Genomic DNA, 14,938 nt, shown 5'->3' on the forward strand with positions numbered 1-14,938 from the left:
GTTTTCGACGGCTGGGAGGCTGGCGATGGGCTGGATCACGATGAGCGAACGGGACTTGCAACGGGTCGAGGTTCTCGGCGAGGTGCTGAGCGGTCGCCGTGGGATCGGATCGGCGGCGTCGGTTCTGGCTTTGAGCGAGCGTCAGGTGTGGCGGCTTCTGGCGCGCTACAAGGCCGGTGGCGGCGGTGCTTTGGTTCACCGGGGGCGCGGCCGTCCATCGAACCGGCGGCTTGGCGATGATGTGCGGGAGCGGGCGCTGGAGTTGGTTCGCAGCCGGTATGGCGATTTCGGCCCGACCCTGGCGGCGGAACTGCTGCGGGACAAGCATGGGCTGACGGTCTCGCGCGAGACGTTGCGCCAGTGGATGACGGACGCTGGTCTGTGGTTGTCGCGTCGGCAGCGCCGGCAGTTCCACCCTCCCCGGCTGCGCCGCGAGCGGTTCGGCGAGTTGATCCAGATCGACGGCAGCGAGCACCGCTGGTTCGAGGATCGCGCCGATCCCTGCACGCTTCTGGTGTTCATCGACGATGCGACAGGCCAGTTGATGCAGCTTCGCTTCGCTCAATCGGAGAGCGCCTTTTCCTACTTCGAGGCGCTGGAGGGCTATCTGAACGCCCATGGCCGGCCGTTGGCCTTCTACTCGGACAAAGCCACGGTGTTCCGGGTTCCACAGCGCGAGGCGAAGGGTGGCCAGGGCATGACGCAGTTCGGCCGGGCCTTGGCGGAATTGAACATCGAGATCCTGTGTGCCAACTCCAGCCAAGCCAAAGGGCGGGTCGAGCGGGTGAACCGGACGCTGCAGGACCGGCTGGTGAAGGAGTTGCGGCTGGCCGGCATCACCGGCATCGAGGCGGGCAACGCCTTCCTGCCCGGCTTCGTCGAGCGCTTCAACGCCCGCTTTGCCCTGCCCCCTTCCCGGCCGGACGATCTGCACCGGCCGTTGAACATCGCGCCGGATCGGCTGCGCCAGGTGCTGTGCTGGCGCGAACAGCGCCATGTCGGGCAGCAGCTGACGCTGTCCTACGAGCGCAAGCTGATCATGCTGGAGGAGACGGAGCTGACGCGGGGGCTGGTTGGCCAGTATGTCGACACCTACGCCTTCGCCGATGGCCGTCTGGAGGTGCGATGGAAGGGGGTGGCCTTGTCTTATCGGGCCTTCGACAAGGACCAGCGGGTCACCCAGGCCGACGTTGTGGAGAACAAGCGGCTGAGTGCGGTGCTGGCCCAGGTGAAGGAGATGCAGGAGAGCCGACCTCCACCTCGGGTGAAGACCAACAGCGAGAAGACCGGCTACCGCAAGACAGGCCGGCGCAAGCGGCAGGGCGGACCACCCGACAGTGCCTGCGCGGCCGACTGACCGCAGGTGTTTGCCCCCGACTTGAAGACCCGATGCGGCCGGCATTTCTGGCAGCAGGATGATGGCTCGGCGATCGTCGCCGCCGTCAAGCCCTGCGCCTGCGGCGCACCGCAAAGCGGCGATGGGGCTTGACCGCGCCGCCGAGCCGATCCCAAACGCATCCATGCCAGATATGCCGAAAAAGGCCGCCCCCCCGACACACCGTCAAGCCTAAGCCTGACCTACTGACATTCCTACTTTGCGCAAACCACTGACATTTCTATCCGGTTGCAACAGAAGCGCCTCTGCAAAGTCGGAATGTCAGTGCCGGTGCCGCGAACCTTCCCCCGCCGCCACCCGTCGGCTATCGTCGCGGACTTTCCCCTCCCCGCACTCGGAGACGGCACGACATGACCCGCAACATCGACCGGCTGCTCGACGTGATGGCGCGGCTGCGGAATCCCGACGGCGGGTGTCCGTGGGATCTGGAGCAGACCTATCGCTCCATCGCGCCGCACACGATCGAAGAGGCCTATGAGGTCGCCGACGCCATCGAGAAGGACGACAAGGTCGCCCTGCGCGAGGAGTTGGGCGATCTGCTGTTCCAGGTCGTCTATTACAGCCAGATGGCGCGCGAGGAAGGGCTGTTCGATTTCGACGAGGTGGCCGGCGTCATCACCGACAAGATGATCCGCCGTCACCCCCACGTCTTCGGACCGGAAGAGGTGAAGTCGTCGGACCAGCAGACCTCGCGCTGGGAGGACCACAAGGCGGCCGAGCGCGCGGCGAAGGCGGCCGAGGAAGGCCGGGCCCCGTCGGCTCTGGAGGGCGTGATCGCCGGGCTGCCGGCGCTGACCCGGGCGCTGAAGCTGCAGAACCGCGCGGCGCATGTCGGCTTCGACTGGACCGATGCACGCGACATCCTCGACAAGATCGAGGAAGAGGTGCGGGAATTGCGGGCGGAAATGGACGCCGGCTCGGCGCAGGAACGGGTGGCGGACGAGTTGGGCGACCTGCTGTTCGCGCTGGTCAATCTCGCCCGCCGGCTGAAGGTGGAGCCGGAAGCGGCGCTTCGTGGCACCAACGTCAAGTTCGAACGCCGCTTCCACCGCATCGAGGCGCTGCTGTCCGCCGTGGGGCGCAAGCCGCAGGACGCGACGCTGGACGAGATGGAAGCCTTGTGGCAGCAGGCCAAGCGCGAGGAGCGCGGCGAGGCCTGACGGCTCAATAGCCCCAACGGTCGAAGGCGAAGGCCCACTGACGGCGCACCGCGCTGCGGGCCGGGTCCTCCAGATCGTGGCGGGCGCGGCGGTAGCCGCGCACGTCGGCGAGGTAGCGCTCGACCCGTGGCCGCACCGGTTCGAACGGGCCGAGACCGAGCCCGTCATAGACCTCGCCCAGCGTCTCCAGCGGATCCGCGACGAAGCGGTCATAACGGATTTCCACCAGTCGGCCGGGCGGCAGCAGCGCCCGGTCGCGGTCGAACCGCGCCATCATCGCCGGGTAGAGGTCCAGCACCAGACCGTCGACCGCCCGCGGATCGTAGGATTGCAGCGAGAACTCCCGCAGCAGGGTCAGCAGCATGCGGCGGGTGGAACTGAAGACCTCGTAAGGGTCGCGGTGGATGTGGACGAAGACCGCGTCGGGGCGCAATGCCAGCAACTCCGCCAGTTTTGACGTGTGGGCCGGATTCTTGATTATCAGGCGCCGGCCGCCGCAATAGATCTCCATCTTGGTCAGGTAGAGGTCCATCCGGCGGCGCCACAGGTCGATCGCCTCGGAGCGGCAATCCTCGAACAGCACGCCCCGGCGGAAGGCGCGGTGCAGACGCTTGGGGAAGAAGATGCCGTGGTAGTAGGACAGCGGCTGCATCAGGGCCAGGGCCAGTTCGTCCTCCTGCGGGGAGGTGGGATCGACCGGCATGGCGTCGATGATGCGGTCGGGCGGGAGCCATTCCTCCAACCGGGAGCGCCAGAAGGAACTCAGGCCCAGAAAGCCCCAGGGCAGGCCGACCGCCAGCGGATCGGGGGCGGCGAAGCGCGGATCCTGGGCCAGCAGGTTCAGCAGATGGGTGGTGCCGCTGCGCCAGTGGCCGAGGATGAACAGCGGCGGCGGCCCGGCAGCCCTGCCCTGCCCCGCCAGCCGCTTCACCCGCCGCTGCTCCAGCAGGTCGAGCGGCGCGCGGATCGCGGCAGCCCCCAACGCGGTGGCGATGCGGTGCAGGTGCAGCGGCCCGACCCCGCCGCCTTGGCGCAGAACGGCCGCCAGCGTGGCGGCGTCGGCCCCGGCCAGCGGATGGAAGATGCGGTGGCCGTTGCGGCGCAGCCAGGGGGTCATGGCGCCTCCGGTCCCGGCCCGGCCGGATAGGCCCGGCCCCGCCATTCCGCCGGCTTTCCATTGCGGGCGCGCAGCAGCGCAACCCATTGGATCGCCAGCATCATGAGGATGCCGACCGGGTGCAGCAGGGCGCCGACGACGCTCTGGCGGAAGCGGACGGCCAGCAGCAGGCGGAAGATCACCCCGGCCGCCGCGGCCAGACCGGCCAGGACAACCGCCGCCATGGGCAGCGGGTGCAGAGCCGCCCAGCCCAGCAGTATCCAGGGCAACACATGGCCGCCGAACAGCAGCAGGGTCCAGACCGGCAGGGCGGCCGGGGTCGCCATCCCCTCCGTCGCGTTCTTGGAGAAGCCGGAACACAGCTCGCGCCAGCCGCGATACATCCGGCAGCGGGCAAGGCCGGTGGCATCGAACAGGTCGGTGCCCTGCCCGGCCCGGCGGAAGGCCCGCGGCAAAGTCACCCCATCATGCAGCGAGGCGGCGATGGCGGCATGGCCGCCGGCCTTCAGATAAGCCTCCCGCCGCACCGCGATCAACTGGCCGCAGGCGGCGCCGAACCGCGGGTCGGTGGAGCGCCGCATCCCCGCCATCGGCAGGTAGCCCAGCAACAGGAGATGGATCAGCGGGATCACCAGCGCCTCGGCCAGCGTCCCGGTCTCCTCGCGCGGAAAGCCGCTGACCAGACCGTTCCCGCCCGACAGCAGGGCGCCGCTGACCAAGCGGGCGGCGGCGGGAGACAACCGTACGTCAGCATCCTGGAACAGCAGCACCGGATGGCGCGCCAGACCGGAGAGCACCTGACAGGCATGCTGCTTGCCCGACCAACCCGGCGGCAGCGGCGGTGCGGGCTCCAGCCGGACGCGCGGGTCGCGGGCGGCGATGCCGCGGACGATCTCCGCCGTGCGGTCGGTGGATTGATCGTCGAGCACCACGACCTCCACCTCGACGCCGCGGCTGAGCAAGGCGGCATCGACTGCATCGGCGATGCCGGCCTCCTCGTTGCGGGCGGGGATCAGGATGCTGACGGCGGTGCCCAATGGCGGGGCAGCGGTCGGACGGCGATAGAGATACAGGTTGAGGATCCCCTGCCCCAGCGGCAGCAGTGCCAGAACCAGCGACAAGCCGGCGATCAGGTCGATGAGGATCATGGCCGCTTCACCTCCCGCCGCTGCACCTGCCTTTGCCCATCGTTGTGCGCCGCCGAGAAGGCTTGCCCGCCGGCCCAGGCGCGGGTGCGGCGCCACAGGTCGTAAATGCCCCCGATCCCCACCGTTCCCTCCATCAGCGTCAGGAAACGCGACGGGTCGCGGCTTTGCGCGTCTTGCGCCAGTTGGTCCATCACCGTCTCCAGCCGCCCTTCCAGATCCGCCGCGATCTCCTGCACCGGAAGATCCTTGATGCAGGCGGCATCGATCGGCTCGCCGAAGCGGAGCAGAGCCTCCGGCGTGCGTTCGTCCCAGAACGGGTATTCGACCGCCAGCGGCACGACCAAGGCCGAGGGTGCGCGGCGGACCAGATGGGCGATTCCCGGCCGCAGGGTCACCGGGCGGCGTCGCGGATCGGTGAAGGCGCCCTCCGCCGTGATCCACAGCATCGCGCGCGGATCGGCCAGGATATGCTCGGCGGTGCGCAGGAAGGTGACGGCCCCGGCGCGGCCGGGCTCCAGCCCGAACAGGCCGATCCGGCGCATGAAGCGGTAGCGGCGCAGCATCTCCGCGTCGATCGGCCCGAAGCCCGGCCGGCCGCGGAACCGGGTGGTCCCCATCACGATCAGCAGGGCGGGGTCCCACCAGGACGGGTGGTTGAGATAGACGATGACCGGCCGGCCCGGCGGCAGCACCGGCCAGCCCGGCCGCGCCAGCCGCACCGCATGGAAGCTGCGCCGCAAGCGCCGGGCCATCACTCCGCCGAAGAACCAGCAGAGCAGCCGCGACCGTAACGCAACCGGATCGTCGGTCATCCTTTCCGCCATGCCTCCCGCCGCCTTCCGTCAGGCCACGGCGCGGGGGGCGTCCGCCCCGGCGGCGCGCAGATCCTGATCCAGGCTGTCGGCGGCGATCCAGCCCGACATCAGCACCATCGGCATGCCCGGCCCCGGATGGGCGGCCCCACCGGCCAGATACAGCCCCTCCACATCGCGCGAGCGGTTGCCGGGCTTGAAGGCGCCCATGAAGCGGCCGTGGCTCGCCAAGCCGTAGATGGCGCCGTTCAGCACATTGTAGCGGTCGTGGATGTCCTGCGGCGTCAGCACATGTTCGACGCGGATGCGATCCTCCAGGTCGGCCATGCCGGCGGTGCGCTTCAGCTTGTCGAACACCACCCGGCGATAGGCCGGCAGCATGCGGTTCCAGTCATGGCGCGGGCGCAGGTAGGGGGTGTGGACCAGCACATACAGCGCCTCGCCACCCTTTGGGGCGACGCCGGGTTCGGTGCGGGCGGGGGCGGCGATGTAGCAGGTCGGGTCGGGCGCCGGTTCCCCCTGACGATAGATCCAATCGAATTCCTCCTCCGGATCGCGGGAGAAGACGAAGTCATGGTGCAGCAGGTGATCGTAGGCGCGGTCCAGCCCCAGATAGAACACCACGCCGGAACAGGCCGGTTCGTAGCTGCGGCGCTTGGAGAACCGCTTGGCCGGCTGCCCGCCGACCAACTCCTGATAGGTCCGGACGGAATCCATGTTCGACACCGCGGCGGAGACCGCGATGCGCTCGCCGCTGTCGGTCTCGACCGCCACCACGCGTCCACGCTCCACATCCAGACGCCGGACACCGGTGTTGGTGCGGATGTCGACGCCGAGCCGCCGCGCCACCCGTTCCAGCGCCGCCGGAACGGCGCGGGTGCCGCCCATCGGATACCAGACGCCGTCGTTGGTCTGCATATGGGCGATGGCGCACAGAACCGCCGGCGAGCCGTAGGGGGAGGAGCCGACATACTGGGTGAAATGGTCCAGCATCTGCGCGGCCCGCGCATCCGGCACATGGTTGCGGATGGTGCCGGCCACCGTGCTGCCCATCCGCAGGGCCAGCACGTCGGACAGGGTGCTGGCGTTGAAGCTGTTGCGGAAGTTCAGCGTGTCGCCGAGGTCCTCCACCGACTTCCAGAAGAAGAAGCGTTCGGAGATGCCGTGCAGCCGTTCCGACATCGCCTGGAAGCGGCGATAGCCCTCCCCCACCCCGCTTCCGGGTGCCAGCCGGTCCAGTTCGGCCGCCATGGTCCCGACATTCTCCGACAGGTCCAGCACGGTGCCGTCGTCGAAGAAGCAGCGCCATTGCGGCTCCAGCCGGACCATCTCCAACTCGCGGTCGAGGTCGCAGCCGGCCTCTTCCAGGATGCGGCGCAGGACGCGCGGCACCGTCAGGATGGTCGGCCCCATGTCGAAGCGGAAGCCGCTATCCTCCAGCACCGCCGCCTTGCCGCCGACCCAGGCGTTCTTTTCCAGCAGCGTCACCGTGTGTCCGCGCGCCGCCAGCACCACCGCCGCCGCCAGCCCGCCCAGGCCCCCGCCGATCACCGCGATCCGATCCGTCATGCCATCCCCCCTGCAACGGCCTGCCGCAGCATGCCGGACAAACCCATGGTCTTTGTGCGCCAGGGCGTCGGCAGGCCCAGTTCCTGGGCCAGCAGCCGCGCCGTGATGCGTGCGCCTTCGAAGATGACCGGCAACCCGCTGCCAGGATGGGTGCCGCCGCCCACCAGATAGACGCCGTCCAGATCCTCGAACCGGTTGCGCGGCCGGCGGTGCAGCATCTGGTCCAGGCTGTGCGCCAGATTGAAGGTGGCGCCGCGATGCACCGCGAACCGGCTTTCCCAATCGGCCGGCGTCACCACCCGCTCCACCCGGATGCGGCGTTCCAGATCGCCGAGCCCGAAGCCGGCCATCCGGTCGAGCACCAGCCGGCGGTAGTGCGGTGCTTCCGCCTTCCAGTCGATATGGCCGCGCTGGTGGCCGACCGGCACCAGGATGTAGAGCGTGCTGCCGCCGGGCGGCGCCATCGCCGGATCGGTGACGCAGGCGTTCTGGACGTAAATCGACGGGCGGCGCGGCAGTTCCCGGCACTCCTCGATCTCGGCGAGGTTGCGGGCGTAGTCCTCCGCCAGATAAACGGTGTGGTGGTCCAGCCCGTCCACCCTGCCCTCGATCCCGAGATAGAGCATGAAGGTGGAGCAGGAGAATTTCTTGGTAGCGAGGCGGGCGTCGCTCCAGCGCCGGCGCAGGTCGTCGGGCACCAGCGTCGTCATCGCCCGCGCGAAGTCGGCGTTGATGACCAGCGCGTCGGCCGGATAGTCGCCGGCCTCCGTCCGCACGCCGACGGCGCGGCGGCCCTGGAACTTGATATGGCGCACCGTCTCGTTCAGCCGCACGGTAACGCCCAGGCTTTCCGCCACCCGGCGCATCGCCTCCATCACCGCTTCCGTGCCGCCACGGGGGTGGAAGATGCCGTGTTCGTGCTCCAGGAAGGACAGGATGGTGAACAGGCTGGGACAGCGGAAGGGCGACATGCCCAGATATTTGCTCTGGAACGAGAAGGCGAGGCGGATGCGCGGGTCCTGGAAATAGCGGGACAGGTCGCGGTCCACCGACCGGTGTGGCGACAGCCGGCCCAGCGCCTTCAGCATCGGCAGCGAGGCCAGGGCCCAGGGGCTGGAGAAATCGGATTCCAGGACCGGGCGGAAGCGCTCCATCTTCGCCCGGTTGTCGGCCAGGAAGCGCGGCAGCCCTTCGGCGTCGCGCGGACTGAGCTTGGCGATCTCCGCCATCAGCGCCTTCATCTGGGCCTGGACGCGCAACTCGCCGCCGCCTTCGAACACCAGGCGATAGAGCGGGTCGAGGCGGATCAGGTCGACCTCGTCCGACAGGCGCCGGCCACAGGCCTCGAAGATCTCCTCCAGGATGCGGGGGTAAAGGAAGAAGGTGGGGCCGCTGTCGAAGCGGTATCCGTCCATCGAGAACCCGGCCGACCGTCCGCCGATGCGGTCCTGCCGTTCCAACACCGTCACCTTCGCACCCGTAAGCGCCAGGAGCATCGCGGATGCCAATCCGCCCGGTCCTGCGCCGATGATCACGACTTGTCGTTCCATCCGCTTGCCAAACGCTCCTGCGCTGCCGAACTCTGTCGTGATGGTTACGAAGCTGGGTCGAAAATGGATCGCAACAACAGCCCCTCTCCTGATGTCGTAACCCTTTCGGGAATAAATGAAAAATCCCAGAAATTGTTTTATTCGGCGGCGTGGAGCGCCAAGGACATTTCACTACGACTTTCGGTTATTCGCGGACTTCGCCACCGTATTGCGGCCGATGCCGAAAGGCTTGTCCGATCACTGGAAGCACGACCGGGCCGAAGTGCCGCGGAGAGCGTCAGTGCCGAGATCCTGCCGCTGGCGGAGGCCTGCCGGTTCCTGGAACGCGAGGCGGCCGGCCTGCTGGCGCCGAAGCGGCTGGGCCGGCGCGGTCGCCCGGTCTGGCTGTTCGGGGTGGAGGCGGAGGTGCGGCGGGAGCCGGTCGGCACGGTGCTGATCGTCGGGCCGTCAAACTACCCGCTGCTGCTGCCGGGCGTGCAGGCGATCCAGGCGCTGGTCGCCGGCAACCGGGTGCTGGTCAAGCCGGCGCCGGGATGCGGCGCGCCGATGCTCCTGCTGGCGGAATGGCTGGAGGAAGCCGGTCTGCCGCCGGGATTGTTCCGGGTGCTGGACGACTCCGCCGGGGCGGTGGCCGAGGCCATTGATGAGGGCATCGACAAGCTGGTGCTGACCGGGTCGGCGGACACGGGGCGTGCGGTGGCGGAACGGCTGGCGCGGCATCTGGTGCCCTCAACGATGGAGCTGTCGGGCAACGACGCCGTCTTCGTTCTGAAGGGCGCTGAGGTCGGGCAGGTCGCCCGCGCGCTGGCCTTCGGGCTGAGGCTCAACGGCTCCGCCACCTGCATCGCGCCGCGGCGGGTCTTCGTTCCGCACGAGATGGCCGCAGGTCTGGAGGACGCCCTCATCCGTCAGGTCGCCGCGATCCCGCCGGTTCCGGTGTCCTTGCCGATCAGACGGCGGCTCGCCGCCCTTGCGCGCGATGCGGTGGCGGAGGGGGCGCGTGCGCTGGGGAGTGTGCCGAAGGACGAAGACGCCGCGATGACGCCGCTGATCCTCACCGACGCCCGGCCCGGCATGGCGTTGCTGCATGAGGAAATTTTCGCCCCGGTCCTGTCGCTGGTGCCGGTGCGGGACATGGAGGAGGCGCTGGAGGCGGCGGCGCGCAGCCCTTACGCGCTGGGAGCGTCGGTCTTCGGGCCGGTGGCGCCGGCGCGGGAATTGGCGGCGCGGATCGATGCCGGGACGGTGACGATCAACGACCTCATCGTGCCGACCGCCGACCCGCGCCTGCCCTTCGGCGGACGGCATGCCAGCGGCTGGGGCGTCACCCGTGGCGCCGAAGGACTGCTGGAGATGACGCAGGTGAAGACCGTCTCGATCCGCAAGGGGCGGCTGCGCCCGCATTTCGACGCTCCGCGCGAGGGCGACGAGGCGCTGATGCTGGCGGCACTGCGCCTGTTCCATGGCGGCCCCGGCACCCGAACCGAGGCGATCCGGCGGATGGTGCGGGCGGTGCGTGGACGGGCCCGTGATTGACAAGAAACGCCATGAAAAGCGATGGATGACCTGATGTTCGCCCTGATTCTTGCCGTTCTGATCGGTGTCGTCTCCGGCTCGCGCACGCTGCTCGCCCCGGCCGCGGTCAGTTGGGCCGCCTATAGCGGCTGGCTCGACGTGTCGGGAAGCTGGCTGTTCTTCCTGGGGCACCCGGTGTCGCCCTGGGTCTTCACCGCGATGGCGGTGGCGGAGCTGATCGTCGACAAGCTGCCGACCACCCCCAGCCGCAAGCTGCCCTTCCCCTTCGCCAGCCGCGTTGCCGGCGGCGCCATCGCCGGGGCCGCCATCGGGGCGAATGCCGGGTTCTGGGTCGGCGGTCTGATCGCCGGCGGCATCGGCGCCGTCATCGGGACGCTCGTCGGCTACGCCGCGCGCATGCGGATGGCCGCCGCGTTCGGCCGCGACCGCCCCGCCGCCCTGCTGGAAGATGCGGTGGCGCTGGCCGCGGCCGTCCTGATCGTCGCGGCGGCGTGAGGGATCACTATCCCTCGACACCCTCCAACCGGCCGGACAGTCCCGCATCCAGCCCGGCATAGCCGCTGCGGACACGTGCTTCCAGCATGGCTGTCTCCGGCAGAAGCCGGGTCATGAAGAAGCGGGCCAAGCCGATGCGCGCATCGAGGAATGCCGGGTCGTAGCCGTCCGGACGGCGGGCTGCGGCACCGGCGGTCAGTCCCCACATCCAGCCATAGGCGACCAGCGCGGTCAGCCGCAGCAGGTCGGTCGCGCCAGCCGCCCCGTCGCGCGGATCCCGCCCCTCCTGCCGCAACCAGCCGGCCAAGCCGCGCAGCCGGTCGGCAGCGCTCCGCAATGGCTCCGCCAAATCGGCGGTCGCCGGATCGTCGGCCAGCGTCGCCGCGGCATCCTCCACCGCGTCCAGCATCCGCCTCAGCGGCCGGCCGCCATGCAGGGCCAGCTTGCGCTGCACGAGGTCGAGCGCCTGTACGCCGTTGGTGCCCTCATAGATCTGCGTCGCCCGCACGTCGCGGACCAGCTGCTCGACGCCATTGTCGCGGATATAGCCGTGGCCGCCCATCACCTGCTGGGCCAGCACCGCCGCCTCGAAGCCGAAGTCGGTGCCGGCGGCCTTCACCACCGGGGTCAACAGCGCCGCCCAATCCTCCGCCTCCTCCGCCAGTGACGGATCCTTGGCCGCAAGGTCGAGCCACAGCGCCACCCATCCGGCGAGCGCCCGGCCGGCATCGGTCAGCACGCGGGCTGTCAGAACCATCCGCCGCACGTCGGGATGATGCAGGATCGGGTCGCCTTCACCGCCACCGGGCGCCCTGCCCTGCACACGGCTGCGGGCATAGGCCAGGGCCGCCTGCGCCGCGCGCTCCCCCACGCCGATGCCCTGGATGCCGACGAACAGCCGTTCGTGGTTCATCATCGTGAACATGGCGGCGAGCCCCCGATGAGGCTCCCCCACCATCCAGCCGACGGCCCCGTCATAGGACACCACGCAGGTGGGCGAGGCATGCAGCCCCATCTTGCGTTCGACCGACAGCACTGACCAGCCGTTGCGGGTCCCGTCAGGCAGGCGCTTCGGCACCACGAACAGGCTGATGCCGCGGGTGCCTGGCGGTGCGTCGGGCAGGCGGGCCAGCACCAGATGCACAAGGTTGCCGGTCAGGTCATGGTCGGCCGAGGAGATGAACATCTTCTGCCCGGCCAGCCGGTAGGTGCCATCGCCCGCCGCTTCCGCCCGCGTGCGCAGCAGCCCCAAATCGGTGCCGGCCTGCGGTTCGGTCAGCGCCATGGCGCCGGTCCAGTCGCCGGCCAGCATCGGCGGCAGACAGCGCTCCTTCACCGCCGCGTCGCCATGGGCGGCGAGCGCCCGGATAGCGCCCTGGGTCAGGCCGGGGGTGATGCTGAAGGCGAGGTTCGCCGCGCACACCATCTCCGTCACCAGCGTGTCGAGCAGCGCCGGCATCCCCTGCCCGCCATAGGCCGGATCGCCCGACAGCCCGTTCCAACCGCCCTCGCGCCAATGGCGCCACGCCTCATTGAAGCCGGCGGGCATGCGCACGCCGTCCCCCTCGACCCGCGCGCCCTCCTCGTCGCCCGCGCGGTCGAGCGGCAGCAGCACGTCCACCGCCAGCCGCCCGGCCTGGGCCAGCACCGCGTCGAACAGGTCGGGCGTCGCATCCTCCCAACCTGCTGCGGCAAGCGCGTCCGGAGCCTTCAGCACCTCGTTGACGAGGAAGCGGACGGAGTTCAGCGGCGGTTCATAGGCGCTCATGCCGCGGTCTCGCCATAGGCGCGGCGGAGTTCGCGCTTCAGCAGCTTGCCGGCGGTGTTGCGCGGCAGGCTTTCGACGAAATGCACCTGCTTGGGCAGCTTGAACGGAGCCAGATGGCCGCGGCAATGGGCGATCAGCCCTTCCGCATCCACGCTCTGGCCGCTGCGCAGGACGACGAAGGCTGTCACCGCCTCGATCCATTTCGGATCGGGCAGAGCCACGACCGCCACCTCGGCGACGGCGGGATGGGTGTAGATCGCCTCCTCCACCTCGCGGCTGGCGACCACCACGCCGCCGGTGTTGATGACGTCCTTGATGCGGTCGACGATGTAGAGATAGCCGGCCTCATCCAGATAGCCGACGTCTCCCGAATGGAACCAGCCGCCCTGAAACGCCTCCTCCGTCTCTCGCTCTTTGCCCCAATAGCCGACCATCAGCTGGGGGGAGCGGTGGACGATCTCGCCATGGGTGCCCGGCGGCACGTCGTTCATGTCCAGATCGACCACCCGCGTTTCGACATTCAGCACCGGTCGGCCGGCGGAGGCGGGGCGCTCCTCATGCTCCTCCGGCGCGAGCACGGTGGCGAGCGGACCGATCTCGCTCTGGCCGTAGCAGTTGAAGGCGCGCGCGTTGGGCAGGCGCCGGCGAAGCTCCTGCAGCACCGGAACCGGCATGATCGAGGCGCCGTAATAGAGCTTTTCCAGCGATCCCAGATCATGCGCGTCGAAATCGGCATGGCGCAGCAGCCCGACCCAGACGGTGGGCGGCGCGAAGAAGGAGGTGATGCGGTGCGCCTCGATCAGTTCCAGGCATTGCTTAAGCGCCGGGGCCTGGATCAGCAGGGTGGTGGCGCCGACCATCAGTTGCGGTATCAGGAAGACGTGCATCTGCGCCGAATGGTAGAGCGGCAGCGCCGCAAGCGCCCGGTCGCTTTCAGCAAAGCGGCAGTCGTGGATGGCGCTTTCATACTCCGCCAGCAGGCTGCCGTGGGTCATCATCGCGCCCTTCGGCGCCGCCGTGGTGCCGGAGGTGTAGAGAAGCTGAACCACCGTGTCGGCATCCACCACCACCTCGATGTCCGCCGACGCGCCCGCATCCTGCGCGATGGCCAACACGTCCAGCTCGCCGGTGCCGGCGGCCAGCGTCCCGATCCAGTCCAGCCGCGCGGCCTCACCGGCATCGGCCAGGGGGGCGGCCAGATCGGCGTCGTGCAGCACCATCCGCGCGCCGGACTGGGTCAGGATGTAGGACAGCTCCTCCCCCGTCAGGGCGTAGTTGACCGGCACATGGATGAAGCCGCCGACCGCGCAGCCCAGCCACGCCACGACATAGGCGTCGGAATTGCGCCCGAAGGCAGCCACCCGGTCCCCCCGCTTCAGTCCCATGTCCGTGAACCGCCGGGCCACCCGCTTCGCGGCGGTGTGCAGGTCGATGAAGCTCCACTCCCGCCCTTCATAGCGGAGCGCGATGCGGCCGCCATGCCGCCGCGCTGCCCGCGCCAGAGCGCCGCCGATGCTGATGCCGCGCGCCGCGGCGATCGCGTTGTTCGCAATGTCCATAGGCATGCGTGTCCTCCCGGTATTCTTCATTTTTACTGGCAGGAACCAAAGTTACTTGAAAGTAGGATCGGAAACAAGTTTGCTTAGCGAACGGACAAACGCTGCCCCTGGACATGGGCACCGGCAAGTGGGAAAGCGATGGGCCGGAATGTCCGGGGAATGGTTTTGGGAAATGAGCGAAGGGAGCCTGCGCCGAATGTCGGACTCGCCGTGGAAGACCGCCGCCGACCGCCGCAGCGAGCGCGAGGAAAAGCGGATCGCCGTGTTGCGAACCGCGGCGCAGGCGTTCAACGAGCTTGGCTATCACGCAACCTCGCTGGACGATATCGCCCGGCGTCTGAACGTCACCAAGCCGACAATCTATTATTACGTGAAGAACAAGGAGGAGATCCTGTTCGAATGCGTGCGGATCGGGCTGGAACTGCTCGACAACGCATCAAGCGAAGTGATCGGCCATGGCGGCAGCGCCCATGACGAGCTGGTGGCGGTCATGACCACCTATGTCGGCATCGTCACCATGGATTTCGGCATGTGCGTGATCCGCGTCGGCGAGGAGCCGCTGACCGAGGAGAGCCGCCGAACCCTGCGCGGCCTGAAGCGCCGCATCGACCTGAAGTTCCGCAGGCTGATCGAGCGCGGCATCGCAGAGGGCAGCATCGCCCCCTGCGATCCGAAGATCGCCGCCTTCACCCTGTCGGGCGCGCTCAGCTGGGTCGCGCGCTGGTATCGTCCGGACGGCGACCTGGATCCGACGGAGATCTCCCGCCAGTCCATCGCCCTGCTGCTGAACGGCCTGCGCCCGCGCCGGGAATGATTCGACGACGGAGC

General features: G+C 69.0%; 12 protein-coding genes. 5 read left to right on the plus strand and 7 right to left on the minus strand.

Annotated elements, in window-relative coordinates:
- Nucleotides 1-25: 25 nt before the first annotated feature.
- Nucleotides 26-1,357 (plus strand): ISNCY family transposase, encoded by a 1,332-nt coding sequence (locus B9N97_RS08970; protein ID WP_085083673.1) that lies wholly within the window; start codon nt 26-28, stop codon nt 1,355-1,357.
- Nucleotides 1,358-1,746: 389 nt separating this feature from the next.
- Nucleotides 1,747-2,556, plus strand: coding sequence for a nucleoside triphosphate pyrophosphohydrolase (gene mazG / locus B9N97_RS08975; RefSeq protein WP_085085526.1), 810 nt, complete (start codon nt 1,747-1,749; stop codon nt 2,554-2,556).
- A gap of 4 nt (nt 2,557-2,560) precedes the next feature.
- Here mazG and B9N97_RS08980 read toward each other — a convergent pair whose 3' ends face one another.
- The 5 genes from B9N97_RS08980 to crtI are packed head-to-tail and all read right to left on the minus strand — an operon-like array spanning nt 2,561 to nt 8,752.
- A complete protein-coding gene (locus tag B9N97_RS08980; RefSeq protein WP_085086656.1) occupies nt 2,561-3,673 on the minus strand; it encodes a sulfotransferase family protein in 1,113 nt (370 codons plus the stop codon).
- Nucleotides 3,670-4,821 carry a glycosyltransferase family 2 protein gene (locus B9N97_RS08985; protein WP_085085528.1) on the minus strand — a complete coding sequence of 384 codons (1,152 nt, stop codon included), beginning with the start codon at nt 4,819-4,821 and terminating at the stop codon, nt 3,670-3,672. The genes B9N97_RS08980 and B9N97_RS08985 overlap by 4 nt, the downstream gene beginning before the upstream one ends.
- Nucleotides 4,818-5,633 (minus strand): lysophospholipid acyltransferase family protein, encoded by an 816-nt coding sequence (locus B9N97_RS08990; RefSeq protein ID WP_085085530.1) that lies wholly within the window; start codon nt 5,631-5,633, stop codon nt 4,818-4,820. Before B9N97_RS08990 ends, B9N97_RS08985 begins: the two co-directional genes overlap by 4 nt.
- Before the next feature lie 30 nt (nt 5,634-5,663).
- Nucleotides 5,664-7,202 (minus strand): phytoene desaturase family protein, encoded by a 1,539-nt coding sequence (locus tag B9N97_RS08995; RefSeq protein WP_085085532.1) that lies wholly within the window; start codon nt 7,200-7,202, stop codon nt 5,664-5,666.
- Complete coding sequence (crtI, locus tag B9N97_RS09000) at nt 7,199-8,752, minus strand: phytoene desaturase family protein (RefSeq protein ID WP_085085534.1); 1,554 nt, start codon at nt 8,750-8,752, stop codon at nt 7,199-7,201. The genes B9N97_RS08995 and crtI overlap by 4 nt, the downstream gene beginning before the upstream one ends.
- Nucleotides 8,753-8,884: 132 nt before the next feature.
- Between crtI and B9N97_RS09005 the strand changes: the two genes are divergently transcribed.
- Nucleotides 8,885-10,288, plus strand: a complete 1,404-nt coding sequence (locus B9N97_RS09005; protein WP_244560628.1) for an aldehyde dehydrogenase family protein — start codon at nt 8,885-8,887, stop codon at nt 10,286-10,288.
- A 33-nt stretch (nt 10,289-10,321) separates the two neighbouring features.
- Nucleotides 10,322-10,783, plus strand: coding sequence for a DUF4126 domain-containing protein (locus B9N97_RS09010; RefSeq protein WP_085086657.1), 462 nt, complete (start codon nt 10,322-10,324; stop codon nt 10,781-10,783).
- Between the two features lie 7 nt (nt 10,784-10,790).
- Here the strand turns inward: B9N97_RS09010 and B9N97_RS09015 are convergent, their stop codons facing one another.
- Both B9N97_RS09015 and B9N97_RS09020 read right to left on the minus strand, forming a co-directional pair.
- Nucleotides 10,791-12,551 carry an acyl-CoA dehydrogenase gene (locus B9N97_RS09015; protein ID WP_085085538.1) on the minus strand — a complete coding sequence of 587 codons (1,761 nt, stop codon included), beginning with the start codon at nt 12,549-12,551 and terminating at the stop codon, nt 10,791-10,793.
- Nucleotides 12,548-14,116, minus strand: a complete 1,569-nt coding sequence (locus B9N97_RS09020) for a fatty acyl-CoA synthetase (protein ID WP_143266567.1) — start codon at nt 14,114-14,116, stop codon at nt 12,548-12,550. Before B9N97_RS09020 ends, B9N97_RS09015 begins: the two co-directional genes overlap by 4 nt.
- A gap of 190 nt (nt 14,117-14,306) precedes the next feature.
- Here B9N97_RS09020 and B9N97_RS09025 point away from each other — a divergent pair, with 190 nt between their 5' ends.
- Nucleotides 14,307-14,924: a TetR/AcrR family transcriptional regulator gene (locus tag B9N97_RS09025; protein ID WP_143266569.1), complete on the plus strand. Its 618-nt coding sequence runs from the start codon at nt 14,307-14,309 to the stop codon at nt 14,922-14,924.
- Nucleotides 14,925-14,938: the final 14 nt, after the last annotated feature.

This window comes from Azospirillum oryzae, from assembly GCF_900177515.1.
GTDB lineage: Bacteria > Pseudomonadota > Alphaproteobacteria > Azospirillales > Azospirillaceae > Azospirillum > Azospirillum oryzae_A.

Bases quoted from the DNA above. Each gene is read 5' to 3' on its own strand.
- B9N97_RS08970 (WP_085083673.1), top strand. From the start codon at position 26: ATGGGCTGGATCACGATGAGCGAACGGGACTTGCAACGGGTCGAGGTT.
- mazG (WP_085085526.1), top strand. From the start codon at position 1,747: ATGACCCGCAACATCGACCGGCTGCTCGACGTGATGGCGCGGCTGCGG.
- B9N97_RS08980 (WP_085086656.1), bottom strand. From the start codon at position 3,673: ATGACCCCCTGGCTGCGCCGCAACGGCCACCGCATCTTCCATCCGCTG.
- B9N97_RS08985 (WP_085085528.1), bottom strand. From the start codon at position 4,821: ATGATCCTCATCGACCTGATCGCCGGCTTGTCGCTGGTTCTGGCACTG.
- B9N97_RS08990 (WP_085085530.1), bottom strand. From the start codon at position 5,633: ATGACCGACGATCCGGTTGCGTTACGGTCGCGGCTGCTCTGCTGGTTC.
- B9N97_RS08995 (WP_085085532.1), bottom strand. From the start codon at position 7,202: ATGACGGATCGGATCGCGGTGATCGGCGGGGGCCTGGGCGGGCTGGCG.
- crtI (WP_085085534.1), bottom strand. From the start codon at position 8,752: ATGGAACGACAAGTCGTGATCATCGGCGCAGGACCGGGCGGATTGGCA.
- B9N97_RS09010 (WP_085086657.1), top strand. From the start codon at position 10,322: ATGTTCGCCCTGATTCTTGCCGTTCTGATCGGTGTCGTCTCCGGCTCG.
- B9N97_RS09015 (WP_085085538.1), bottom strand. From the start codon at position 12,551: ATGAGCGCCTATGAACCGCCGCTGAACTCCGTCCGCTTCCTCGTCAAC.
- B9N97_RS09020 (WP_143266567.1), bottom strand. From the start codon at position 14,116: ATGCCTATGGACATTGCGAACAACGCGATCGCCGCGGCGCGCGGCATC.
- B9N97_RS09025 (WP_143266569.1), top strand. From the start codon at position 14,307: ATGTCGGACTCGCCGTGGAAGACCGCCGCCGACCGCCGCAGCGAGCGC.